Consider the following 22859-nt stretch of genomic DNA (forward strand, 5'->3'; position numbering starts at 1 on the left):
ATGTTGTTCTACTCTCTCTATTAAACTTTATAAATACTATAAGCCAGTAAAGCGATTATGCCGGCGACCATCATGAAAATATAGAAGCCAACCATACCTGACTGCAACAGCCTAAAGCCCTTGCTGGCTTCGACAGCTCCTTTGCCAAAGCCATTTACGATACCGTCGATACCCTTTCTATCCACTACACTGTAGAAGAATGCTGATAAAGAATCTAGCGGCCGTGTGATCAGAGAATTGTAAATCTCGTCGATATAATATTTATTGTATGACAGTTTCGCCAGGGTACCTCTTTCGCCACGATCTTCTGCAGGGACACGGCCATTTTTAACGTAGCGATTGTAAGCAAATAACAAGGAACCTAATGCTCCTGCAACGGATACAGCCATCAAAATATATTCTGTACTGTGGTCTAAACTGAAAGGCTGTACTTTCCCGGCAGACACTTCGAACACAGGAGCAAGAAATCCGGCCAGCCAATGATTTCCACCTAACAGTTCTGGAATACCAATAAAGCCCCCGATAGCTGACAACACGGCTAATATGATCAAAGGAACGGTCATAGATGACGGTGATTCATGCAGGTGATGATCTTGTTCTGTAGTGCCCCGGAACTTTCCATTAAAAGTCAGGAACATCATACGGAACATATAGAAAGAGGTAAAGATGGCTCCAAGCACACCTAAAGCCCAGAACAATTTATTATACTCATAAACATGGGCCAGGATCTCATCCTTAGAAAAGAAACCTGAAAACGGGGGCAAACCCGCAATCGCTATTGTCCCGATCATCATTGTAAGAAAGGTAACAGGCAATCTCTTTTTTAAACCGCCCATATTACGCATATCCTGTTCATTACTCATAGCGTGAATAACCGAACCTGCGCCAAGGAATAATAACGCTTTGAAGAAGGCGTGAGTGATAACATGGAAGAAAGCCCCCGTGTACGCACCTACACCCAGGCCCAAGAACATATAGCCTAACTGCGATACAGTAGAATAAGCCAGTACCTTCTTTATATCTGTTTGTGAAACCGCAATGGTAGCTGCAAGCAAAAGTGTAGCGAGCCCTATTATTGCAACAACATATAACGTCTGAGGAGCCAGGGTAAACAATATATTAGATCTCGCGATCATGTAAATACCTGCGGTAACCATCGTCGCGGCATGGATCAGTGCTGACACAGGCGTTGGTCCTGCCATCGCATCCGGCAGCCACGTAAATAAAGGAAGCTGTGCAGATTTTCCTATTGCACCGACAAATAGCAGAGCTGTTATAATGATTAGCGCCGTATCACCCGCAAGCATATTCGCGGCGAGAGGAAACACAACAGCAAACTCCACGCTATTAAATGTTGTAAAAATGAGGAACACTGCGATAAGAAAACCAAGGTCCCCTATCCGGTTCATTATAAAGGCTTTTTTTGCGGCGCTTGCATACGATGAGTTTGTATACCAGAAGCCTATCAACAAATACGAACAAAGGCCTACCCCTTCCCAGCCGATGAACATGATCACATAATTGGAACCCAGCACCAGCAGGAGCATGAAGAAAATAAAGAGATTCAGGTAAGCGAAAAATTTAGCGAATCCCGCGTCATGAGACATATACCCGGCAGAATATACATGAATAAGAAAGCCAATTCCTGTTACGATAAGCAACATCAATGCGCTCAGAGGATCTATCATGAATGAAAATGGCACGTTCACTGTGCCCGCACTGATCCAATCAAACAGCGGGATGAGAAAGAATTTTGTTTCTGAAGAATTTAGTTCAAAGAATATTCCTAAACTGACGATGAACGAAGCGAGCACGGAAATGCACGCTGTAAAGCTAACGACACTCTTGGGCAAACTATTCCGGCCAAGGCCGTTAATAAGAAAACCTAATAGTGGAAATAAAGGAACTAACCAAACTAAATTTATCATTCTTATATTCTATATGTCATCCCTGTCTGCGGCAGGCAGGCTGAACGCAGCGAAGGATCACCATTTTAATTTATTCAATATGTTAACGTCGTTCGAATTGGTGTTCCTGAACACCATTACGATTATTGCCAGGCCGACCGCAACTTCGGCCGCTGCAAGCGCCATGATAAAAAACACAAAAACCTGACCTGATGCATCATTATGGTGCACAGAGAATGCTGTAAGCAATAGATTAACCGCATTAAGCATTAATTCGATAGACATGAATATTACTATCGCATTCCGGCGAATAAGAACACCAATTACACCTATCGCGAAAATGATCGCGCTAAGCATGATATAATGATTTAATGGTACGCCCTGAATTGCTTGAGTTACATTTTCCATTATGCCTTTTTAATATCTCGTTTAGCTAATAAAACCGCTCCAACCATTGCTGATAACAGCAAAAGCGAAGAAAGCTCAAACGGCAGAAGAAATTTGCTGAATAAGACCTTTCCCAAATTCTTCACCAGGCCCAGATCTTGAGTCTTCAGGATCAAAGGATCTGAGACGTGAAGTGCTTTAACTGATCCGACCAGGGTTACTATGAGACACATTCCTGCGATGACCCCGATCATCTTGATCAGGGTAGATTTGGACGCTTCCCGGTTTTCGTTCAGGTTTAGAAGCATAAGTACAAACAGGAATAGTACCATTATCGCACCCATATAAACTATAAAATTCACAATCGCCAGGAACTGGGCGTTTAACAAGACATAGTGAATTGTAAGGGTGAAAAAAGTAACGATCAGATATAACACGCTATGTACCGGGTTCTTCGAAAAGATGACCAGCAGCGCGAAAAAGATCGACAGAAAAGCAATAAAATAGAATAGAGATATACTCATTAATAATGTCTTTAAAACCTCGTTCCGTTTCGGGGCAAAGGTATAATTTCTGCCGAAATCCGGCTATTCAAAAATTGAGACCGCGGAAACTTCTTCGGGATGTCCGGATCTCACCAGTCTATGTTGATTTATGATCCAATCGGATCTTCAACCAGTTTATCTTTACCGTAAATAAAGTCCTTCCTCAGGTAATCCGCCGGGACTATCGGGCCGTCCAGATAGATCGCCTCCTTCGGACAAGCCTCTTCGCAAAGGCCGCAAAAGATACAGCGCAGCATGTTTATTTCATAAACAGCAGCATATTTTTCCTCGCGGTATAAATGTTCTTCTCCTTTTTGCCTCTCACCGGCGATCATTGTTATCGCTTCTGCAGGGCACGAAAGCGCACAAAGCCCACAGGCAGTACAGCGTTCCGCGCCGTTCTCATCACGCTTCAAAGAGTGTAAACCTCGCCAGTTCTCAGAGAACTCACGTTCAACTTCAGGATAAAAAATGGTTTCCTTCTTTTTGAACATGTGCATGAAAGTAATTCCCATACCCTGAAAAATCGCCGGAAGATATAAACGCTCCCAGAAATTCATCGGTTTCTGCTCTAAAACTTTTTTTCTGTTACTTAATGGTTCCATACACCTTAAATCCTCTCAACAGAGTTAAATTAAATGTATCGCCTTTCTGAAAAGCAGCTGGCGATTAAAGTTTATCCACTATCGTGATCACGATACCTGTGATAACGATATTAGCTATTGCCAAAGGAATCAATATTTTCCATCCTAAATTCATCAGCTGATCGTAACGGAAACGCGGAACGGTCCAGCGCACCCACATGAAAAAGAAGATGAATACAAATATTTTGAGGAACAGCACACCCATTCCTATCAATGGACCGATAGTAGGTCCTGTCATATCATTAACCCAGTCCATACCGGGGTAGTTATATCCGCCAAAATATAGTGTAGACATTACTGCTGATGCCAGGAACATGTTCAGATATTCCGCGAACATAAACGCGCCCATTTTGAAACCCGAATATTCAGTATGATATCCGCCAACGAGCTCGGTTTCACATTCCGGCAAGTCGAATGGTGTACGGTTGGTCTCAGCGAAAGAGCAAACCAGGAAAATCAGAAAGCCAAGAGGCTGATAAAGTATATTCCAGTTCGCACCGTGCTGCTGCTCGGCGATCTCCTTCATGCTCAGTGTATTCGTTGAGAGCAGTAAGGCAATAATGGACAGACCCATTGGGATCTCGTAACTGATGCTCTGAGAAGCCGCGCGAACCGCCCCCATTAAAGAGAACTTATTATTTGATGCCCATCCTCCGATCATAATACCGTAAACGCCAAGAGACACCACTCCAAATATATACAGGATACCTACGTTCACATCCGTTACTTGCAGGCTCACCAAACGGTCGGCAATGAGGATTTCCTGCCCCCAGGGAATTACTGCACTTCCGATACACGCAGTAAGAAGGGCAAGAGAAGGCCCGAGAATAAACAGTGTTTTTGATGACTCTGCCGGTATTATCTCTTCCTTAAAGAACATTTTTAAACCGTCGGCCAAAGGTTGGAACATACCACCCCAGCCCGCCCGGCTCGGCCCTACACGATCCTGAAGATAGCCGGCGATCTTTCTTTCCGCGAGGGTAGAATAGGCAGCAACACCCAGGCTAACCGAAAAAATAACAGTTATTAAAATAAACTTCTCTATTACAAATGCTATTTCCATCAGATCTTGCTTGCTCTGTCAAATTCAATTTTGTTGGCTTCAATTAGCGCCTGGTTCTGTTTAATAACCGGTAAGGGAAGCATTTCGTAGTGATTAGCCGAGATGACCGATGTATGTGCAATTTGCCGCGGTCCCTCGATCACCCAATCGCTGGTGTTCTTGGTTTCAAAGCGGCAAGTATTGCAGATAAAATCTTCAACCTCGCCAAACTGATCTTTCCGGCCGGTAACACGAAGAACTTCTTCGCCTTTATACCATAATGTTACCTTTCCCTTACAGGTAGGGCAATCTCTGTGAGCATCAACGGGTTTAGTAAACCATACCCGGTTTTTAAAGCGGAAAGTCCTGTCGGTCAAAGCCCCTACCGGACAAACATCTATCACGTTACCAGAAAAATCATTATCAATAGCCTTCTCAATATAAGTTGAGATCTCAGAAGCATCGCCGCGGCCTAAAATTCCATGCTGACGACCATCAGTAAGCTGATCAGCCACGTACACACACCGGTAACATAAAATGCAGCGGGTCATGTGGAGTTGGATCTTATCTCCTATATCAATCCTCTCGAAAGTGCGTCGTTCAAATTCGTAACGGGTATTTGCCACCCCATGCTCATAAGAAAGATCCTGTAAATGGCATTCGCCAGCCTGATCACATACAGGGCAGTCCAGCGGGTGATTGATCAGCAATATTTCTACGACACCTTTACGGGCTTCAATCACTTCAGGTGAAGTGATGTTCTGGACCTCCATACCATCCATTACACCGGTTCTGCAGGAAGCTACCAGCTTTGGCATCGGACGAGGATCTTTTTCAGATCCCTTACTTACCTTTACAAGACAGGTACGGCATTTTCCGCCACTCCCCTCAAGCTTCGAATAATAACACATGGCAGGAGGTACAATATCCCCCCCGATTTGGCGAGCAGCATTTAATATACTTGTACCCGGGTCGACATCAATGGTGATGCCGTCTATCGTTACTTTTACCTTTTCGCTCATTGACTTACCTCCTCTAACTTTGGCAGGGGATCGGCATATTTTGCTAAACCGTAATTTCGGTCCATTGCTTCTTTAGGGTTTGTTACATGCCATTCAAATTCATCCCTAAAATGGCGTATTGCACTGGCTACCGGCCAGGCAGCGGCATCACCCAAAGGACAGATTGTATTTCCTTCGATCTTCCTGGCAACATCGACCAACAGATCGATATCACTCATTTTTCCATGACCATACTCAAGCCTGTGTAAAACCTTTTCCATCCATCCTGTGCCTTCGCGGCAAGGGGAACACTGACCGCAACTCTCATGATGATAAAAGCGCGCAAAGTTCCAGGTATTCCGGACGATACATTGATCCTCGTCAAATGCGATGAATCCACCTGAGCCCAACATGGAACCAGACTGGAAGCCGCCATCTGAAAGCGATTCATAACTCATCAGGCGGGATTCGCCGTTTACAGTTTTAAGGCTAAGGTTAGCGGGCAGAATTGGCACTGATGATCCGCCGGCAACCACTGCCTTCAGTCTCTTGCCATTGGCTATACCACCGCAATATTCGTCGGAGTAGATAAACTCTTCAACCGGAACTCCCAGATCGATCTCATAGACCCCTGGCTTATTCAGATTCCCCGAAGCCGAGATCAGCTTAGTACCTGTACTTCTTCCTATACCAATTTTTGCATATTCCTCTCCGCCATCATTGATGATCGGAACTACGGCCGCAATGGTTTCTACGTTATTTACAACTGTTGGGCAGGCCCACACACCTGAGATCGCAGGAAATGGAGGCTTAATCCGGGGGTTGCCACGTTTTCCTTCAAGTGATTCAATCAAAGCGGTTTCCTCACCACAGATATAAGCACCACCACCCGGTTGTACGTATAATTCCAGGTCGTATCCAGTCCCCAGTATATTCTTTCCTAAAAACCCGGCATTTTTTGCTTCCGCGATTGCCTTTTCAAGTATCCGTATTTGCGGCATCATTTCACCGCGCACGTATATATAGGAAGTTCTGGCACCCAGAGCAAAGCTGGAAACGATCATTCCCTCGATTAGAGCATGAGGTATGTATGTCATCAAATACCGGTCTTTAAAAGTTCCCGGTTCGGACTCATCTGCATTACACACCAGATATCTTTCCTTCCCCTCAGGCTTGGCGAGGAAGCTCCATTTCATCCCCGTAGGAAAACCAGCGCCGCCACGGCCTCTGAGTCCTGATGTTTTTACCTCTTCAACTATCGCATCAGGCGACATAGTCTTTAAAGCCTTCTCTACCGAACGGTAGCCGCCATGCTGACGATACACATCAAGGGTATTAATTCCCGGGACATTAATATGCTCTAATAATAATTTACGCGCCATCTTAACTAGATTTGAGATGTGAGAGATGAGATGTGAGAGATTATTCTCCTTTCTCATATCTCATATCTCATGTCTCATATCTTATTCTTCAAATCGTTTATTAACTGATCAACACTTTGTTCGGTCAGGTTTTCATAAAATGTATATTCAGGACCGATCTGTAAGACCGGTGCCATACCACATGCAGCCAGGCATTCTACGCCTCTCCAGCTAAATTTACCATCGGCGGTTACCTCGCCTTCTTTCACTCCTAGGGTCTTCTCAATATGATCCATGATCTTCTCAGCCCCAACAAGGCAGCATGGCCCGGTACGGCAAACCTCTAATACAAACTTACCCTGCGGACGCAGAAAGAACATTGTGTAAAAAGTAGCGACCTCGTATACTTCGATAGGCTTAATCTCAAGGTAGGCCGCGACCTTATCCATAGCCTCCGGGCTAACCCAGCCATATTCAGCCTGAACAAGATGCAGGATAGGCAATAAACCAGCCTTTTGCTTTCCGGCCGGATAACGGGTAACTATCTCATCGAACTGGCTTATAAGCGACGATGAAAATTCAATATCTTTCTGTTCAGTTACGCTAAGCATCTAATTCTCCTGCAATTACGTTCAAACTACTCATATTAATGATAGCATCAGACAATAACATACCCGCGCTCATAGGAGCATACATCTGATAATTAATGAAACTTGGTCTGCGGAAATGCAACCTGTAAGGTGATCTTCCGCCATCATTGACTAAATAAAAGCCCAGTTCGCCGTTACCTCCTTCAACCGCGTGATAGACTTCGGTCTTTGGAGTTTCAATCTCTCCCATCACAATTTTGAAGTGATAAATAAGGGCTTCCATATTATTGTAAACCTCTTCTTTTGGAGGCAAATAAAATTCCGGCACATCGGCATGGAAAATACCTTTGGGCTCTTTTTCTAATTTATCAAGTGCCTGTTGAATGATACGCAAGCTTTGCCACATCTCTTCATTTCGTACGATAAAGCGATCGTATACATCCCCTGTTGTGCCAACCGGAATATCAAAATCGAAATCCTGATAGGACGAATAAGGTTCGTTAACACGTACATCATAATCAACGCCGGTTGCACGAAGTATAGGGCCACTCCAGCTATAGTTCAATGCTACTTCCGGATCAACCGCGGCTACACCTGAGGTACGTTCAATAAAGATCCGGTTACGGTTAAACAGGGTTTCAAATTCTTTAAGTATGGGCGGGAACTTTTCCAGGAACTTTCTGATCTTGGCGAAAGCTATGTCGTTGAAATCACGTTCAAATCCACCGATACGCCCGATATTGGTGGTTAAACGCGCGCCACAGATCTCCTCGTATATTTCATAAATATGCTCCCGCTCCTCCATCAGGTAAAGGAATCCGGAAAATGCCCCTGTATCCACCCCAAGAATTCCATTACAGATAAGATGGTCGGAGATACGCGCCAGTTCCATCACAATCACCCGCAGGTAGTCAACGCGTTTAGGTGTCTCTATATTAAGAAGCTTCTCCACCGTCATGTGCCATCCCATATTGTTAATCGGGGACGAACAATAGTTCATACGGTCGGTAAGAGGTGTGATCTGGTAGAACGGTCTGTGCTCGGCTATTTTTTCAAATGCCCGGTGGATATAACCTATCGTAGAAACCCCGCTCACAATACGCTCGCCGTCCATTTCCAGAACGTTCTGAAACACACCATGTGTTGCGGGGTGCGTAGGACCAAGATTTAAGGTAATGGTTTCCTTCTGAGGATCGCTATCTGTAAGTATTGGCTGGTTTATCATCTTCCGAAGAAATAATCCTTTTTATCAACGCGGTTTGGATCTTCAAGAGGATATTCTCTTCTCATTGGAAACACCGTCATTTCATCTACATTTAAAATTCTCACCAGGTTAGGGTGGCCTTCGAATATGATCCCGAAGAAATCATACGTTTCGCGTTCCATCCAGTTAGCACCTTCCCATAAGGTTGTAGCCGTGGGTATTACCGGGTTGTCCCCGTCAATGAATACCTTTATCCTGACACGAACATTATTCTGAAGGCTGTGAAGGTGATAAACAACCCCGATAGATAATGCCTGATCCGGAAAATGAATACCTGTAATATCCGTCAGGTAATTAAACCTTAGGTCGCCATCTTCTTTAAGAAAGCGAAGTACTTCATGTATATTTTCAGCAGTAGTTTCAAATGTCAGCAGACCAAACGGCTCTGAGGGAACCGATATCCTCTCACCAAAACGAGAGGTCAAACTCTGAACTACTTGCTGATTATTTAATTTGCCCATTACTGGATGCCGTATCTGTTTAATAATTCCTTGTATTCCGGCGATTCCCTTCGGCGAAGGGACTCGTTCTTTACAAGCTCCTGTATTTTATTAAAACCGTCTATGATAGCTTCTGGCCGTGGCGGACAACCCGGTACATATACGTCTACCGGAATGATCTCATCAATTCCTTGCATCACAGAATATGTATCAAATATGCCTCCGCTGCTTGCACAGGCACCCACTGCGATAACCCAGCGCGGTTCTGCCATCTGAAGATATACTTGTTTAAGAACCGGTCCCATTTTCTTGGCTATTGTACCCATTACCATCAACAGATCCGCCTGGCGGGGCGAAAAGCTGGGTCTTTCGGAACCAAACCTTGCAAAGTCATAATGAGAGCCCATTGTGGCCATAAATTCAATACCACAGCATGATGTAGCAAAAGGCAGCGGCCACAATGAATGTGAACGCGCCAAGCCTACTACTTTATCCATAGATGTTGCAAAGAACCCTGATCCTTCTATACCCGGAGGGGCCTCTACCATTTTTACATCAGTCATAATCTTTCAAACGAAACCTAATCTTAACCAGCCGTATTGAGCCGCAAAATTAAGAAATTTAAAGTTTTCAATTAGTTAAACCATTATTTAGAAACAGTCTAACCTTAATCCCAGTCGAGAGCTTTCTTCTTAATTATATAAATGAAGCCTGCCAACAGGGTACCCATGAAAATGAACATTTCAATCAAACCATTAACTCCAAAATCACGAAAGTTAACAGCCCAGGGGTACATAAAAATTACTTCTATATCGAAAAGAACAAATAAAATCGCGACAAGGAAATATTTTATAGAAAAGGGCTGCCTCGCATCGCCGACAGATTTGATACCGGATTCGAACGCAACTAATTTATCGCCGGTCTTACGTTTAGGCCCGACAAGATGTGTAATGGTCATTGTCAGCGCTACAAAACCAAAGGCAACCAGCATTTGAAAGATTATCGGCAGGTAATTTACTGCGGTACTTTGTGCTTCCATTTTCTATAATTATGCCGCAAAGATAAATAAAAAAGAGCCCTAAACAATGTTTAGAGCTCTTCTTAATTATCTAACTAATTTTTTACTTACTCCCGCCGATAGCTTTTATAGCTTGCTGGGCCGTGGTGTTATTGGGATCTAAGGCAAGTACTTTATCAAAGTATTCCTTCGCCTTGGCATTATCACCATCACGTCTCGCAGCAACTGATCCTAAATAAGTGTATGCCTGAACCAGATTCGTTCCATTTGCTGCAGCCAGCTCTGGTTTTTCCACAGTAACCAGGTTCACATATTTCTCATAGAACGGAACTGCAAGGCCTTTCTCATCTTCCGGACCGTCCAACAACCGATTAATCCGCCCTCTATACAACCAGCCCTGATGGGTAGTTGGCGCACGCTGCACCAGATAACTAAAGGCACTGTCCGCTTTCACCAACAGATCGTTTGACGGATTCTGCTCTGCAGCCTTCTTAGCCCCATAATCGAAATAATATGATGACCCCAGGTAGAAATAATCCAATAGAGCAACATCCGGGTTTTTCATAGCGATCTCGTAAGCTTTAGCCGCTTCTTCGTATTTCCTTGCTTTATATAAAGCCAGGGCGATCTCACTCATAACTTCAGCATTGGTTGAATCCATTTCAACTGCTTTAGTTATGTTAGCCATTCCTTCATCTAACTGAGTGGTGTCTTTCATCTGAGCTCTGCCCAGGTAAAGATAATCCTGTGAGATTATACGCGCAGGTTCAACCTTTGCCATGAAATCTTTCAGTGCCTGAGCACTGGCAGCGTAGTTTCCGTTCTCAAAAGAAGAATAAGCCAGGTATCGCAAAACTCTGGCATTTGCCTTTTCAAGCTTTGCCATCTCATTAGCCTCAGCTTCAAGAGCTTTGAAATCTTTAGCTAAATACAAGAAGTCAGCATGGCGTAAACGCGAATCCAAAGATCTGTCTGTAAGGTCCATGTACTTCTCGTAATTTTCAAGCGCCTGTTTTATACGGCCTTCATACTCTTTTTGGGATGACCATGCCCATGCCTGATAGGCTTCAGCACGCTCCCTGTAAGCAGGGCCGTAATTAGCATCCAATGCGATGACCTTGTTATACTCCTCTATGGCTTCAGGATAGGCTTTAGAAAGCTTATTGATCTTTCCAAGCTCAACCAATGATCTGATCAGGGTTTTGTCCAGATCATAAGCTGTCCTATATGCGCTGAAAGCCTCGCTATTTTTCATTTGTGCACGATACGCGTCTCCAAGAGCCAGGAATACCTGAGCATCCTTCTCATCTAAAGCCTTTGCCTTTTCAAGATGCGTCAATGCTTCGGGAATTTTTGGTACAGCTGCATAAGTATAAGCTTTACCAATGTAAAGATCTGTTACGTGATCCTTTCTCTTTGTTAACTCCAGTGCTTTATCAAAGTTCGCTTTCGGATTTCCCTTTTTTGCAAGCTCCACAGCCCCAAGACCGACGTAATTAAGAGCAAACTCTGCGTCTGCCGCAATGCCTTTGTCGAACGATGCCTTAGCTGAGTCAATGTAATCAGGTCTCTGGTTAATAGGACTGGTTGTAAGGTAAAGGTTACCTAATACAAAAAAGTTCTCTGGGTTTGTCGGTTGAGAAGTGGTCAACGTTTTTAATAAGGCTTTACCTTTCTGGTACTGCTCAGCATCAATAGCTTTCCGAGCATCGGCCAAGCTCTGAGCAAAAACTGCTGAACCCACTAACATCAACCCGAGGGTTATCTTAACTGCCTTGTTCATTATGTTTGAATTTAAATTTAACTTACTTAATTATATTAATCTCACGCGGAGGTATACTATCTGGTAACAGTCCCGATTTTAGTACGATCCTTTGTCCGCGTTCTCCAGCGATAAAAGATGCAAAACCTGTGCCCAAACCAGGGCCGCCTTCGCAATTAATTATATACAAAGATCTCAAAAGCGGATATACCCCTAAAGCTATATCGTTCTGAAAAGGTCTATAATATGCGTCAGATCCGGGCTTACCCTGCACGTTCTTAACACCCAATATTTTCAATGAACCAACCTGCTCTTCCAATTCCACAGGTGGTTGAACTATCCAGTTAACTCCAACAACTCCAATCGTTCCTGGATTGTCATAAACGTATTTAATGACTTCTGGATTCGTTTTGAGCGCGTAAACTCCCTTAGCGGGAAGTTCTTTAACGCCGGCCAGCTCTTTAAAGTATCTGACGGTACTTGAATTCGCATTATCGAAAACCAGATTCCCCAATCTTGAACTCTCACCTTTCAACACTCTTATAATGTCTTCGACCGTTGCGGTTGTGTCCTTAACTGAATTATGAGTTATAAGCGCAATGCCGTCAACAGCAAACCGATTTACCCTAATTTTGATCTTTCTACTTTCAAAATGCTTGCGTTCACTATCTGTTAACTCACGTGACAGGATGGCTACTTGTGCCGTATCATCCATGAACGCGTTAATGAGCTCGTTCTCGGATTTCAGAACCAGGTTAAGTTTCGCATCGGGATAGGTACTTTCAAATACATAGGTCTGATCTTCAATGATCGGAGCCAACGATTCGTCCACTAATAATACCTCGGTGCCGCTGGTATATGTTTGCACTTCCGCAGTTTTCTGCTGGCACGAGCTCACAGTAACTGCAAACACTAGTATAAAGAAAGATCTTAACCTAAACATACTTAAGAACGAAGCAAACGCACAAACCTTATAAACGAATATCCTATTAATAAAACTCCGAATGCAATCCTGTAGCCCTGGGACATGTCAATAGGAAAATCCTTCCAGAACATGATTATTACACCCAAAACGAAATAAAGGGTAAACATCGTGAGGCCCAAAATAAACAGAAATCGCTTTGCGGGCGATTTCTGTATTTTCTCCTTTTCTTTATTCAATGACATTATTGTCCAGCTAGCTGGAAGAATATCGGCATTGTATAAGCAACACGAACAGGACGGCCATTCTGGATACCTGGCTTCCATGCTGGTGCATTCTTAAGTACGCGCATCGCTTCTTCATCACATCCACCACCAATACCGCGTACTACTTTAATATCTGTAAGCTGTCCGTTCTTCTCAACAACAAAGCTCATGATTACACGGCCTGTAATATTGTTTTCACGGGCCATTGGCGGATACTTCAGGTTCTTCTGAAGATATTTGCCCCATCCTGCCATACCACCCTGGAACTCAGGGAGAACTTCAACGCTCGCGAAATCCTTTATACTATTGTCCTCAACAACCTCCTGTACCTTTGGAGCCTCGCCTACCGGTTCGTCGATAACGATCTCAGCATCAGGGTTACCTTCAATAGTCTTTTGTCCGGGATCAGCTTCCTTCAGCTCTTCAACTGTCGGCGGCTCTTCGTCCCTTACTTCCTCAGCTGGTACTACTACCGGAGGAGGGAATTTCACCTGGTCTATTTTTGGCTTCGGTGGCTCCGGTGGAGGAGGAGGAAGCTCTTCTTTATTGATCGGCGGAGGGGGGGCTAAAACTACCTCGGTAATTTTCTCCTTTTCCTCCTCCGGAAGTATTCCGGAAATATAGCGGATGATCAGCGGCAATGAAACCATTACTATAAATAGTAAGGAGCCTATGATCACGGCGCGACTGGTAGTTTTGGAATTGGTTTTCCTCAACTCGTACGCACCATAGGCTTTATTCCTACCTGCGAATACCACATCAAGCCATTGCGGGTTGAATAAATCTATTTTTGACCCTAACATATCTTATTTTTTTGAGGGTTAACTAATTGTGTTAAATTACTTGAGTAAGCCATCACGTTTTAACAAAGCGATATCAGGGTCAGAAATGTCGACAATCGCATACTGTTGTATGTTTGAGACTTTCATTTCATCCAGTATATCGACGAAATTACGGTAATTTGACTGGTCACTTGGTTTGATCAAAACGATCAAGCCCTTTTTTGGGTCTCCAGTCGCCGCGATAACCTTCTTTGAATTCTCGATCAAAGCTTTTCTAATTCCATTCCGGCCATAATTATCGACCTGAGGAGGTGTCATAGGCTTATCAACTAATCCCATGTACCATTCGAGACGATTATTAGCGCCTAAAAGTATCGTCATCGTTCTGTTATCAGCGACGGTTAATTCCTGCTGTTCGGTTTTATCCTTATCCGGCATGGCCATATCCATTGCCTGTGGCTTTGCCAATGTAGTGGTAAGCATAAAGAAAGTGATCAGAAGGAAAGCAAGATCCACCATCGCTGTTAGATCCACACGTGTGGACTGCTTTTTACTTCTAACCTTCCCGCCTTTATTCTTACCCCCGCCGGAGGTATCTAATTCTGCCATTGCGTTTTAATTAAATTATACGATTACTCTTCAGATGCTCTCAACGAAGTGATTAAACTGAATTTATTAATATTCTGGTCCTGCAGGATGCTTGTAACTTTCTTTATTTGTGGATATTCTTCGCGGGAATCTCCTTTGATACTCACACGCATATCTACATTATGAAGCTCTTTCGTCGCGTACCTGGCAGAAAGGATCCAATTGTGCAGTTCAGAAGGATTCTGGCCTATCGAATCAGTAGGAATTCCCGGCTGCAAACCTTCTTTGTTCCTTTCGTCACCCTTCAGCGCAATTATCTGTTTTAAATTACCGATCGGAACCCCGAAACTCTCAATTAATGAGAATCTGAGTTTTTCCTCTTCAGTGAACTGCATTGAATACTTCTCTCCCATCAGCTCCAGGGTACGAACCCTTATAGGCTGCCCGGGAACGCCAAAAAACACTTTCCCCTGGCCTACGGTCAACGTTGCAATATCTGAATCCGGCAGCTTAAACTTAACCGTTGATGCCGGGGTGTCCACAGGAAGCGGTTCTGGCTGACGAGCGGTTGCTGTTAAAATAAAGAATGTAAGCAACAAAAACGCCACATCGCACATCGCTGTCATGTCGATAGCTGTACTTTTTCTGGCAACTTTAGCTCTTGGCATAGTTTATATTATAATATTAAAAGATCCTGTTATTATATAGATGAAAAGATTCCGGGTTTTCCATAAAGCCCGGAATCTTTTTTCAAATATATTATTTATGAGTACTGGCGTACGTTTGAACGATTGAGAAACCGGCTTCGTCAATTGCATAAGTTAACTTATCAATTTTTGACGTAAACAAATTATACATAACGATGGCTAATGCTGAAGTAGCAATACCAGTCGCCGTATTAATAAGAGCTTCAGAGATACCATTCGCAAGAGCCGCCTGATCTGGTGATCCTGCAGTTGACAATGCCGCGAAGGCCTTGATCATACCTGTTACAGTTCCCAAAAGACCCATCAAAGTACCGATAGATACTAATGTTGCGATAACTGTAAGGTTTTGCTCAAGCATTGGCATTTCTAATGCTGTAGCTTCTTCGATATCCTTTTGGATAGCCAGACATTTTTGCTCAGTATCCATTTTAGTTTCAATTTCCATTTCCTTGTACTTTTTCAAGCCGGATTTGATAACGTTTGCGACAGAGCCTTCTTGTTTATCACACTCAGAAATAGCTGCGTCGATATTTCCTGCACCAATAAATCCCTGGATCTTTTTAACAAAAGCATCGATGTTACCTTTTCCGGTAGCTTTGCTGATTACGAAGAAACGCTCAAAAGAAAATACGATTACCATAAGGAACAATCCCATTAATACAGGTACTACATAACCGCCTTTGTAAACCATTCCGAAGTAATTACCTGGCAGTGGGTGGCCGTTTTCAGGATCGCCTCCTTCAAAGTTCGATGGATCGCCCATTACGAATTTCCATAAAAGTACTCCTACAAGGATACAAAGTACGATAGACAGACTTGCAAAAATGCTTGAACCAGAGCTCTCTTTCTTCGCTGTTGTTGGTTTTGGTGCGTTCGCCATTTTTTTAATTTTTAAATTTTAGTTGTTGATTAAATGTATGAGTTAATTGATTTTGTGTTTGCGTATTATTTTTAAATGTTTTAAAATAAAATATCAATATTATGTTCGCCGATATAACGGATAACAAAAATATAATTTTCGATTTAATAAAAAATTATTTGTGAATTTATTAATCCTATTTGTTCAGTCCTTTAAATCCATCCCTAGAATTAAGCAAGAGCAATGCTGTTCTAAAAGAAGATAACCACTTTGTGACTATCATTTTACAATGAAAACTATTTTTTATTGCAAATGCAAATTTAGGTTTGGTTTTTAACGAAAATATAAAAAATACACTTCTATTTCCGGATACAATTTGCTGATTTTCAATATACTTAAAGAAATGTTTAAAATTTGATACATTGTAACATTGGGTTTAAACGTTTTAAACGGGCTTTTGGTATTTACATGAAAATCACATAATTATAACATATAATTAACCTTACCCGCCCGCTTTTTTAACCTTGTAACCATCCCCAAGAAGCATGGCAACTACCTTATCCCTGAAATCTCCCTGGATCAAAATCTCTCCGCCTTTGGCCGAGCCTCCTACTCCGCATTTTTGCTTGAGCTTTTTACCTAGTATAGCCAGGTCTTCGTCTGTGCCCCGGAAACCGGTGATAAGTGTAACTGCTTTCCCGTTCCTTTGTTTCTTATCAAGCTGAACCCGCAGATCCTGCGCGCCCGGCGGAAGGGTACTTACAATGTCATTGAGTTCTTCCTGGTACTCAAAGTCCGGATCTGTAGAGTAAACCACGCCCGATATGTTTCTATTTTTCTTCGACATAAAATTTAAGTTAATACTGAGAGGGATAAAGGTTTTATCTCAATCTGCAATTCCGAAGCCATATCGCAAGGCTCGCCGTCCAGGTGAATTGTTCCCCGCCCCTCTCTCACAATTCGAATTTTTTTACCTTTTATGATCTCAACATATTTTGACTTGTGAGTACTTCTGCTGAACATCCGGTATCCCAGAACAGGAAACTGGTATAAAGGGAACGGCTTAGTAATACATACGTCAAGAAGCCCATCTTTAAGAGATGCGAAAGGAGATATATGCGCATTATTACCAAATTGCGATGAATTAGCAATACTTATCATAAAAGCGTCCCTGTTAATCCGCTTGCCATCAATCTCCAAAATATAATGCTGACACTGATAGTTCGTAATCTCCGTAATCGCAGTTTTTACGTATCCCCCAAGACCTCTTTTTACATTACTGGCGAAAACGGCACTAATATGAGCGTCGAAACCAATACCTGCCATATTAAAGAAACTTCTTCCATTAAACGTTCCAGAGTCAATCCGGTTTACGTTCAATTTATTCAATCTTTGTACAGCCTGCTTATCATTTAATGGTATCCCAAGTGACCGGGCTAATCCATTGCCTGAGCCATAAGGTATAATGCCAATGATCTTGCCCGACCCTTCTACTGCGGATGCTATCTCGTTAATTGTCCCGTCGCCTCCTACTGCAACCAGGATATTTGTGTCACCCTCAACCATCTCCTTTGCCAACTGGTGAGCATGTCCCGCTGCTTCTGTAAAGATGTACGTGGGGCAAAATTTAGCTGGATCTATAAATTTATCAGCCATTTCCGGAAAATTTAATTTGGTTTTGCCCCCGGAAATGGGGTTGATAAAAAATGTTATATTTTTTTTCAATTAAAGTTCGTTTAAAACTCAAAAATACCGTTAAATTTTCTCAGAACTTAAAAATTATCCTACTTTTGCAATGCAAAAAAGTGGATCGATTTGCGTTGATTGCAACCACGTAAAAAAAAGTGCTAAAACATACTCTGATTTTTACCTGCCTGCTGTTAATGCTTTCTTTCTTCTGATAAAATATTAACGATTTAATTAATAAACCTTTATGCCTTATTTATTTACCTCGGAATCCGTTTCAGAAGGACATCCGGACAAGGTTTCAGATCAGATATCTGATGCATTAATTGATAATTTCTTAGCCTGGGATGCGGATTCGAAAGTAGCATGTGAAACCCTCGTTACCACGGGACTTGTTGTGCTTGCTGGCGAGGTAAAATCACAGACTTATCTGGATGTTCAAAAAATCGCCCGTGATGTGGTCCGCAAAATAGGATACACTAAATCTGAGTACATGTTCGAAGCAGATTCATGCGGAGTTATTTCAGCTATCCATGAGCAATCGGCCGACATCAATCAGGGAGTCGACAGAGTTAAAAAACAGGATCAGGGAGCTGGCGATCAGGGTATGATGTTCGGTTACGCAACAAGCGAAACTGAAAACTATATGCCTTTAGCCCTCGACCTTGCCCACAAAATATTGGTTGAACTTGCTGCGCTTCGCCGCGAGGATTCAGCGATAAAATATCTTCGTCCTGACGCAAAATCACAGGTAACCATTGAATATAGCGATGATCACAGGCCGATCCGTATCGACGCAATCGTTGTTTCAACCCAGCATGACGACTTCGACAGTGAATCAGCGATGCAGAAGAAGATCCAGGATGATATCATTTCCATCCTTATCCCAAGGGTGAAAGCGCAGTTAAAGCCTGAACTTCAGTCGTTATTTACTGATGCCATTAAATACCATATCAACCCAACGGGTAAATTCGTTATCGGAGGTCCACACGGTGACACTGGATTGACAGGCCGCAAGATCATCGTTGATACTTACGGCGGTAAAGGTGCACACGGTGGCGGAGCATTCTCTGGCAAAGACCCTTCAAAAGTGGATCGTTCAGCAGCTTATGCTACACGTCACATTGCTAAGAACCTGGTTGCAGCGGGAGTTTGTGACGAAATCCTGGTACAAGTATCCTACGCCATTGGCGTAAAGGATCCGATGGGAATTTTTGTAGATACCTATGGAACGGCTAAGGTTGACTTTAACGACGGGGAGATCGCACAAAAGATCGCTTCCATTTTTGACATGACTCCTTACGGAATCGAAACCCGTTTGAAACTTCGCAATCCTATATATTCTGAAACTGCGGCTTATGGTCATATGGGACGGAAAAGCGAAACAGTAACTAAAACCTTCACCGGCTCAAACGGAGAGAAGAAAACTGTTGAGGTAGAACTATTTACCTGGGAGAAACTTGATTTTGTTTCTAAAGTTAAGGAAGCTTTCAAGATCAACTAATTACTTGGTTCTTAATTAATAAAAAGCCCTCTTTTTTCACGGAAAAGAGGGCTTTTTTTATTTATTATTGTGAGATGGCCGGTCAACACAAGAATCCCTGGAAAACGCTCTCTGAAAAAAAGATCTATGAAAATCCGTGGATAAGCCTTACGGAATCCCAGGTGATTAATCCGGGGGGTGGAACAGGAATTTACGGAAAAGTTCATTTTAAAAATCTGGCAATAGGTGTCGTCGTACTGGATGAAGAATATAATACCTGGCTGGTGGGACAGTACCGTTATGTACCTGACCAATATAGCTGGGAAATCCCTGAGGGAGGCGGGAAGCTTGAAACTGATCCATTAGATTCAGCAAAAAGAGAATTGCTCGAAGAGACCGGAATATCAGCTGCTTCCTGGGTTGAAATACAGCGAATGCACCTTTCCAATTCCGTGAGTGATGAACTGGCTATTATCTATTTAGCACAGAACCTGAGTTTCGGGGATTCAGACCCCGAGGAAACCGAGGAACTCAGCATTCTCAAGCTGCCGTTTAAGAATGCTTATAAAATGGTCATCGACGGAGAAATTACAGACTCTATGAGTGTAGCAGCAATATTAAAAGTGAAATTATTAAACATTGTTCCTTAAATTATAAGGTATATTTTTATTGCATATGAACAAATTGCTGGGCTATATTTTTACACCTTTACATTACTTGTTCTTTGGTCTTACCCTCTGCATATTCCACCCCGTCCAGTGGATCTCATTTAAACTTGGCGGAATAGAAGCGCACAAAAAATCTGTCGACCTGATGAACCTGTTCCTGCTGGGAACATATTTTATTATGGGGGCCAGGATAAAATTCAGAAATGAATTCGCATCATATCTTGAAAGGCCTGTCATTTTTATAGCCAACCACCAGAGTATGTATGATATACCTCCCCTGATCTGGTTTCTCCGCAGATATCATGCAAAGTTCATTTCCAAGATCGAACTCACCCGCGGAATTCCCGGTATCTCGATCAACCTGAAGTATGGCGGCGGCGCTAATATTGACAGAAAGGATAGCAAACAAGCAGTCTCAGAGATTTTGAAGCTTAGTAGCAGGATGAAGGATAACAACTGGTCGGCAGTTATATTCCCGGAAGGAACACGTTCGCGGAATGGAAAGTTAAAGGACTTTGCAGTAGGCGGGGTTGCTACCCTGTTGAAAAAATGCCCTCAGGCACTGATTGTACCTGTAGCAATTCAGGGATCATGGAAGTTTGTCCGCTTTGGGGCCTTCCCTCTCAGCTTCGGCGAAAAAATGAGCTGGACGGTACTGGAGCCAATTGAAAAGTCAGAAAAATCACTGGAAGAAATAGTGCTCCAGGCCGAGAATGCTATAAGAGACATTGTTGAAGAACGCCAGATTAAATAAATCTCTCGTTACTAGCCAATGTTTTTATCTTCAATCTGCTTAAAGAAATATTCCCTGTAAGTATCTCCGATTGGAATGATCTTTTCTCCTATCTGAATCCGGCTCCGTTCAATACTCTCGATCTTTCCGACTGCCACAATGTAGGATTTGTGCACGCGTATAAAAGATTTTGCAGGCAAAGACTCCTCCATTTTCTTCATGTTCTGAAGAGTAATGATTCTCTCCGACTTAGTAAATATCGAAATATAATCTTTCAGACCTTCTATGTAAAGAATATCATCGAGGTATATTTTTTGGATCTTATGCTCCGTTTTAACAAAAATAAAATCGTGGCTTCCCTGAGGAGCGGGCTGTTCTGAAGTCGACGGCTGACCGTTGCCATTGTTCTGAAGAACCTTTTGTGCCGCTTTATAAAAACGGTCAAACGCTATAGGCTTCAGCAGGTAATCTACCACATCCAACTCATAGCCATCCAGGGCATATTGGGAATAAGCGGTGGTAAGGATGACATCACATTTGCCATTTATGATCTTCAGGAACTGGATCCCCGTAAGCTCAGGCATCTGAACATCCAGGAAAACGAGGTCTATAGCATCACTTTGTACAAGAGATAAGCCTTCTATAGCACTTGTTGTGGTCTTAACAAGTGTGAGAAACGGTACTTTACTTATATAATCTTCAAGAATATCAAGCGCAAGAGGCTCATCATCAACAACAAGGCAGCGTATCATTTTATAAATTTAGATATAATTCACAATTATATATTGTTTCTGTATCTTCAATGTGCAGACGATAGGCGCCTTTGTATAGCAAGTCCAGCCGTCTTTGAACATTCTGTAAACCGATACCGCCGGTTTCGTCCTTATTCTGATTGTTCTTCTTATTAATAACCTGGAAGTATAGTTTGTCGGATGAAACATTCAGAACTATGGTAATCGGATTTTCCTTGTCGGTGGCAAGTCCGTGCTTGAAAGCATTTTCCACAAATGAAATAAGTACCAGCGGGGTTATCTTTAGATTCTGAGTGTCGCCGTCGATTTCAAAATTTATATATGCTTTATCTTTAAACCTTAATTTCTGAAGTTCTATATAATTTTCCAGGTAGCGGATCTCCTCATCAAGACTCACCTTACTTTCATTGCTCTCATATAGCATATACCGCATAATCTCTGATAGCTTAAGCACGGCCTCGGGTGTCTTGGCTGATTTCTGATAAGCCAGCGAATAAATGTTATTGAGAGAATTAAACAGGAAGTGGGGGTTGATCTGAGATTTGAGAAAAGCAAGTTCGGATGCAAGTTTCTCATTTTCGAGGTTGCTTTTAATTTTTTCATTCAGGAACCAGTCGCTAACAAATTTCAGAATCGTGCTTAAGAAAATAAAAAGAGTGCTGACAACAGTTGCCAGGAAGAAGTAATCCCAGAAAACAATTACGTGCTTTCCCTTATCCCGGAGCATTATGATCTCATAAAAGTAGTATGCGAGGGCACACTTAACGAAGACTGAAATCAACACGAGAAATAAGATGGTAAGAATGCACCAGGCGTATCTTTTACGATTCAGGAAGGTGGGCAGAATAATAAGATAGTTGATATAAAAAACGGTGATATTGATGGCTCCAAAATACAGGAACCATACTACCGTAGAATAAGTTATTTTACCGCCACCCGTGCCTGTAAATACAAACATCAGCACAAGCACAAGCCAAACAACCAGATGAATAATAATCTGACCGGATTTATTCATAAGTTAAAAATACCAATAAGAGCCTTTTGGCGACCGCAGTTTCGACCAACTGGCAAAATCTATCTGCGAACTGGCATAAATCTACCCTGTTCTAATTAATCCCCAAATGCGACCGTTCGTCTGCATAATTGGCACCTTGGTCTAATACTTTTTAGAGAGAGTCTTATTAAACATTTATTTGTTTTACTAAATCAGACACAAGATGAAGAAGAATATTACAAACATCGTATCACCATTTATAATGTTATTAGTTCCTTTATTTTTGCTTATAGGTGTTTTAGCTATGAACGTAAATAACGAGATGCCGGCTGAAAAACAAAGAGCCAGCATTAAACTGCAAGTTCCTACTTTAAAAAGTTTCTTTCAGGCAGCGGTGGGAAAATAGTATGGCATATGAGCTGATCATTGAGACAAAGAGCATAGCCGTCGTCACCTTT

General features: G+C 42.5%; 26 protein-coding genes. 4 read left to right on the plus strand and 22 right to left on the minus strand.

All coding sequences use genetic code 11. The features are described 5' to 3' along the window. Window positions 1-20: 20 nt before the first annotated feature. The 20 genes from nuoL to P2W76_RS02055 all read right to left on the minus strand — a co-directional run bounded on the left by nuoL (window position 21) and on the right by P2W76_RS02055 (window position 17810). Window positions 21-1928, minus strand: coding sequence for an NADH-quinone oxidoreductase subunit L (gene nuoL, locus P2W76_RS01960; RefSeq protein WP_276345786.1), 1908 nt, complete (start codon window positions 1926-1928; stop codon window positions 21-23). 57 nt (window positions 1929-1985) lie between these two features. Further along, complete coding sequence (gene nuoK, locus P2W76_RS01965) at window positions 1986-2315, minus strand: NADH-quinone oxidoreductase subunit NuoK (protein ID WP_276345787.1); 330 nt, start codon at window positions 2313-2315, stop codon at window positions 1986-1988. After that, entirely contained in the window at window positions 2315-2818 is a 504-nt protein-coding gene (locus P2W76_RS01970) for an NADH-quinone oxidoreductase subunit J (RefSeq protein ID WP_276345788.1), read from the minus strand. Before P2W76_RS01970 ends, nuoK begins: the two co-directional genes overlap by 1 nt. 128 nt (window positions 2819-2946) lie before the next feature. Next, window positions 2947-3444, minus strand: coding sequence for an NADH-quinone oxidoreductase subunit I (locus P2W76_RS01975; protein ID WP_276345790.1), 498 nt, complete (start codon window positions 3442-3444; stop codon window positions 2947-2949). A gap of 64 nt (window positions 3445-3508) precedes the next feature. After that, window positions 3509-4546, minus strand: a complete 1038-nt coding sequence (nuoH, locus tag P2W76_RS01980) for an NADH-quinone oxidoreductase subunit NuoH (RefSeq protein WP_276345791.1) — start codon at window positions 4544-4546, stop codon at window positions 3509-3511. After that, window positions 4546-5547 (minus strand): 2Fe-2S iron-sulfur cluster-binding protein, encoded by a 1002-nt coding sequence (locus P2W76_RS01985; protein ID WP_276345793.1) that lies wholly within the window; start codon window positions 5545-5547, stop codon window positions 4546-4548. Before P2W76_RS01985 ends, nuoH begins: the two co-directional genes overlap by 1 nt. Continuing rightward, window positions 5544-6908, minus strand: a complete 1365-nt coding sequence (nuoF, locus tag P2W76_RS01990) for an NADH-quinone oxidoreductase subunit NuoF (protein ID WP_276345795.1) — start codon at window positions 6906-6908, stop codon at window positions 5544-5546. The genes P2W76_RS01985 and nuoF overlap by 4 nt, the downstream gene beginning before the upstream one ends. A 74-nt stretch (window positions 6909-6982) precedes the next feature. Then, window positions 6983-7498 (minus strand): NAD(P)H-dependent oxidoreductase subunit E, encoded by a 516-nt coding sequence (locus tag P2W76_RS01995; protein WP_276345796.1) that lies wholly within the window; start codon window positions 7496-7498, stop codon window positions 6983-6985. After that, window positions 7491-8702, minus strand: a complete 1212-nt coding sequence (locus tag P2W76_RS02000) for an NADH-quinone oxidoreductase subunit D (RefSeq protein ID WP_276345797.1) — start codon at window positions 8700-8702, stop codon at window positions 7491-7493. Before P2W76_RS02000 ends, P2W76_RS01995 begins: the two co-directional genes overlap by 8 nt. Further along, window positions 8699-9202 carry an NADH-quinone oxidoreductase subunit C gene (locus tag P2W76_RS02005; RefSeq protein WP_276345798.1) on the minus strand — a complete coding sequence of 168 codons (504 nt, stop codon included), beginning with the start codon at window positions 9200-9202 and terminating at the stop codon, window positions 8699-8701. Before P2W76_RS02005 ends, P2W76_RS02000 begins: the two co-directional genes overlap by 4 nt. Beyond that, window positions 9202-9744: an NADH-quinone oxidoreductase subunit B gene (locus P2W76_RS02010; RefSeq protein ID WP_276345799.1), complete on the minus strand. Its 543-nt coding sequence runs from the start codon at window positions 9742-9744 to the stop codon at window positions 9202-9204. The genes P2W76_RS02005 and P2W76_RS02010 overlap by 1 nt, the downstream gene beginning before the upstream one ends. A 104-nt stretch (window positions 9745-9848) precedes the next feature. Next, the gene (locus tag P2W76_RS02015; RefSeq protein ID WP_276345800.1) at window positions 9849-10220 is read right to left on the minus strand and encodes an NADH-quinone oxidoreductase subunit A; all 372 of its coding nucleotides are present in this window, start codon (window positions 10218-10220) and stop codon (window positions 9849-9851) included. 82 nt (window positions 10221-10302) lie between these two features. Further along, entirely contained in the window at window positions 10303-11982 is a 1680-nt protein-coding gene (locus tag P2W76_RS02020) for a hypothetical protein (RefSeq protein WP_276345801.1), read from the minus strand. A gap of 22 nt (window positions 11983-12004) precedes the next feature. After that, window positions 12005-12904 carry a substrate-binding domain-containing protein gene (locus tag P2W76_RS02025; protein WP_276345803.1) on the minus strand — a complete coding sequence of 300 codons (900 nt, stop codon included), beginning with the start codon at window positions 12902-12904 and terminating at the stop codon, window positions 12005-12007. 223 nt (window positions 12905-13127) lie between these two features. Continuing rightward, complete coding sequence (locus P2W76_RS02030) at window positions 13128-13952, minus strand: energy transducer TonB (RefSeq protein ID WP_276345805.1); 825 nt, start codon at window positions 13950-13952, stop codon at window positions 13128-13130. Between the two features lie 36 nt (window positions 13953-13988). Continuing rightward, window positions 13989-14540 carry a biopolymer transporter ExbD gene (locus P2W76_RS02035; RefSeq protein WP_276345806.1) on the minus strand — a complete coding sequence of 184 codons (552 nt, stop codon included), beginning with the start codon at window positions 14538-14540 and terminating at the stop codon, window positions 13989-13991. A 23-nt stretch (window positions 14541-14563) separates the two neighbouring features. Beyond that, on the minus strand, window positions 14564-15187 hold the full coding sequence (locus tag P2W76_RS02040; protein ID WP_276345807.1) for a biopolymer transporter ExbD: 624 nt from the start codon (window positions 15185-15187) through the stop codon (window positions 14564-14566). A 91-nt stretch (window positions 15188-15278) separates the two neighbouring features. Next, window positions 15279-16106, minus strand: coding sequence for a MotA/TolQ/ExbB proton channel family protein (locus P2W76_RS02045; RefSeq protein ID WP_276345808.1), 828 nt, complete (start codon window positions 16104-16106; stop codon window positions 15279-15281). Window positions 16107-16587: 481 nt separating this feature from the next. Continuing rightward, the gene (locus P2W76_RS02050) at window positions 16588-16932 is read right to left on the minus strand and encodes a translation initiation factor (protein ID WP_276345810.1); all 345 of its coding nucleotides are present in this window, start codon (window positions 16930-16932) and stop codon (window positions 16588-16590) included. A 5-nt stretch (window positions 16933-16937) separates the two neighbouring features. Continuing rightward, window positions 16938-17810, minus strand: a complete 873-nt coding sequence (locus P2W76_RS02055) for a diacylglycerol kinase family protein (protein ID WP_276345811.1) — start codon at window positions 17808-17810, stop codon at window positions 16938-16940. Window positions 17811-18018: 208 nt separating this feature from the next. Here P2W76_RS02055 and metK point away from each other — a divergent pair, with 208 nt between their 5' ends. The 3 genes from metK to P2W76_RS02070 all read left to right on the plus strand — a co-directional run bounded on the left by metK (window position 18019) and on the right by P2W76_RS02070 (window position 20676). After that, window positions 18019-19275, plus strand: a complete 1257-nt coding sequence (gene metK, locus P2W76_RS02060; RefSeq protein ID WP_276345812.1) for a methionine adenosyltransferase — start codon at window positions 18019-18021, stop codon at window positions 19273-19275. 74 nt (window positions 19276-19349) lie between these two features. Continuing rightward, a complete protein-coding gene (locus tag P2W76_RS02065) occupies window positions 19350-19904 on the plus strand; it encodes an NUDIX hydrolase (protein ID WP_276345813.1) in 555 nt (184 codons plus the stop codon). A gap of 25 nt (window positions 19905-19929) precedes the next feature. Beyond that, window positions 19930-20676, plus strand: coding sequence for a lysophospholipid acyltransferase family protein (locus tag P2W76_RS02070; protein ID WP_276345814.1), 747 nt, complete (start codon window positions 19930-19932; stop codon window positions 20674-20676). A gap of 11 nt (window positions 20677-20687) precedes the next feature. Here P2W76_RS02070 and P2W76_RS02075 read toward each other — a convergent pair whose 3' ends face one another. Together P2W76_RS02075 and P2W76_RS02080 are read right to left on the minus strand one after the other, a co-directional pair. Further along, window positions 20688-21407 (minus strand): LytTR family DNA-binding domain-containing protein, encoded by a 720-nt coding sequence (locus P2W76_RS02075; protein ID WP_276345815.1) that lies wholly within the window; start codon window positions 21405-21407, stop codon window positions 20688-20690. 1 nt (window position 21408) lies between these two features. Beyond that, complete coding sequence (locus tag P2W76_RS02080; protein WP_276345816.1) at window positions 21409-22422, minus strand: sensor histidine kinase; 1014 nt, start codon at window positions 22420-22422, stop codon at window positions 21409-21411. Between the two features lie 202 nt (window positions 22423-22624). Here P2W76_RS02080 and P2W76_RS02085 point away from each other — a divergent pair, with 202 nt between their 5' ends. Continuing rightward, entirely contained in the window at window positions 22625-22807 is a 183-nt protein-coding gene (locus P2W76_RS02085) for a hypothetical protein (protein WP_276345817.1), read from the plus strand. Window positions 22808-22859: the final 52 nt, after the last annotated feature.

The sequence above is a fragment of the Daejeonella sp. JGW-45 genome, assembly GCF_029360805.1.
Taxonomy (GTDB): Bacteria; Bacteroidota; Bacteroidia; order Sphingobacteriales; family Sphingobacteriaceae; genus Daejeonella.

Bases quoted from the DNA above. Each gene is read 5' to 3' on its own strand.
- P2W76_RS02070 (WP_276345814.1), top strand. From the start codon at position 19,930: ATGAACAAATTGCTGGGCTATATTTTTACACCTTTACATTACTTGTTC.
- P2W76_RS02040 (WP_276345807.1), bottom strand. From the start codon at position 15,187: ATGCCAAGAGCTAAAGTTGCCAGAAAAAGTACAGCTATCGACATGACA.
- P2W76_RS02050 (WP_276345810.1), bottom strand. From the start codon at position 16,932: ATGTCGAAGAAAAATAGAAACATATCGGGCGTGGTTTACTCTACAGAT.
- nuoF (WP_276345795.1), bottom strand. From the start codon at position 6,908: ATGGCGCGTAAATTATTATTAGAGCATATTAATGTCCCGGGAATTAAT.
- P2W76_RS01995 (WP_276345796.1), bottom strand. From the start codon at position 7,498: ATGCTTAGCGTAACTGAACAGAAAGATATTGAATTTTCATCGTCGCTT.
- P2W76_RS01985 (WP_276345793.1), bottom strand. From the start codon at position 5,547: ATGAGCGAAAAGGTAAAAGTAACGATAGACGGCATCACCATTGATGTC.
- P2W76_RS01975 (WP_276345790.1), bottom strand. From the start codon at position 3,444: ATGGAACCATTAAGTAACAGAAAAAAAGTTTTAGAGCAGAAACCGATG.
- P2W76_RS02080 (WP_276345816.1), bottom strand. From the start codon at position 22,422: ATGAATAAATCCGGTCAGATTATTATTCATCTGGTTGTTTGGCTTGTG.
- P2W76_RS02005 (WP_276345798.1), bottom strand. From the start codon at position 9,202: ATGGGCAAATTAAATAATCAGCAAGTAGTTCAGAGTTTGACCTCTCGT.
- metK (WP_276345812.1), top strand. From the start codon at position 18,019: ATGCCTTATTTATTTACCTCGGAATCCGTTTCAGAAGGACATCCGGAC.
- P2W76_RS02030 (WP_276345805.1), bottom strand. From the start codon at position 13,952: ATGTTAGGGTCAAAAATAGATTTATTCAACCCGCAATGGCTTGATGTG.
- nuoL (WP_276345786.1), bottom strand. From the start codon at position 1,928: ATGATAAATTTAGTTTGGTTAGTTCCTTTATTTCCACTATTAGGTTTT.
- nuoH (WP_276345791.1), bottom strand. From the start codon at position 4,546: ATGGAAATAGCATTTGTAATAGAGAAGTTTATTTTAATAACTGTTATT.
- P2W76_RS02075 (WP_276345815.1), bottom strand. From the start codon at position 21,407: ATGATACGCTGCCTTGTTGTTGATGATGAGCCTCTTGCGCTTGATATT.
- P2W76_RS02045 (WP_276345808.1), bottom strand. From the start codon at position 16,106: ATGGCGAACGCACCAAAACCAACAACAGCGAAGAAAGAGAGCTCTGGT.
- P2W76_RS02025 (WP_276345803.1), bottom strand. From the start codon at position 12,904: ATGTTTAGGTTAAGATCTTTCTTTATACTAGTGTTTGCAGTTACTGTG.
- P2W76_RS01970 (WP_276345788.1), bottom strand. From the start codon at position 2,818: ATGAGTATATCTCTATTCTATTTTATTGCTTTTCTGTCGATCTTTTTC.
- P2W76_RS02065 (WP_276345813.1), top strand. From the start codon at position 19,350: ATGGCCGGTCAACACAAGAATCCCTGGAAAACGCTCTCTGAAAAAAAG.
- P2W76_RS02015 (WP_276345800.1), bottom strand. From the start codon at position 10,220: ATGGAAGCACAAAGTACCGCAGTAAATTACCTGCCGATAATCTTTCAA.
- P2W76_RS02010 (WP_276345799.1), bottom strand. From the start codon at position 9,744: ATGACTGATGTAAAAATGGTAGAGGCCCCTCCGGGTATAGAAGGATCA.
- P2W76_RS02035 (WP_276345806.1), bottom strand. From the start codon at position 14,540: ATGGCAGAATTAGATACCTCCGGCGGGGGTAAGAATAAAGGCGGGAAG.
- nuoK (WP_276345787.1), bottom strand. From the start codon at position 2,315: ATGGAAAATGTAACTCAAGCAATTCAGGGCGTACCATTAAATCATTAT.
- P2W76_RS02020 (WP_276345801.1), bottom strand. From the start codon at position 11,982: ATGAACAAGGCAGTTAAGATAACCCTCGGGTTGATGTTAGTGGGTTCA.
- P2W76_RS02000 (WP_276345797.1), bottom strand. From the start codon at position 8,702: ATGATAAACCAGCCAATACTTACAGATAGCGATCCTCAGAAGGAAACC.
- P2W76_RS02085 (WP_276345817.1), top strand. From the start codon at position 22,625: ATGAAGAAGAATATTACAAACATCGTATCACCATTTATAATGTTATTA.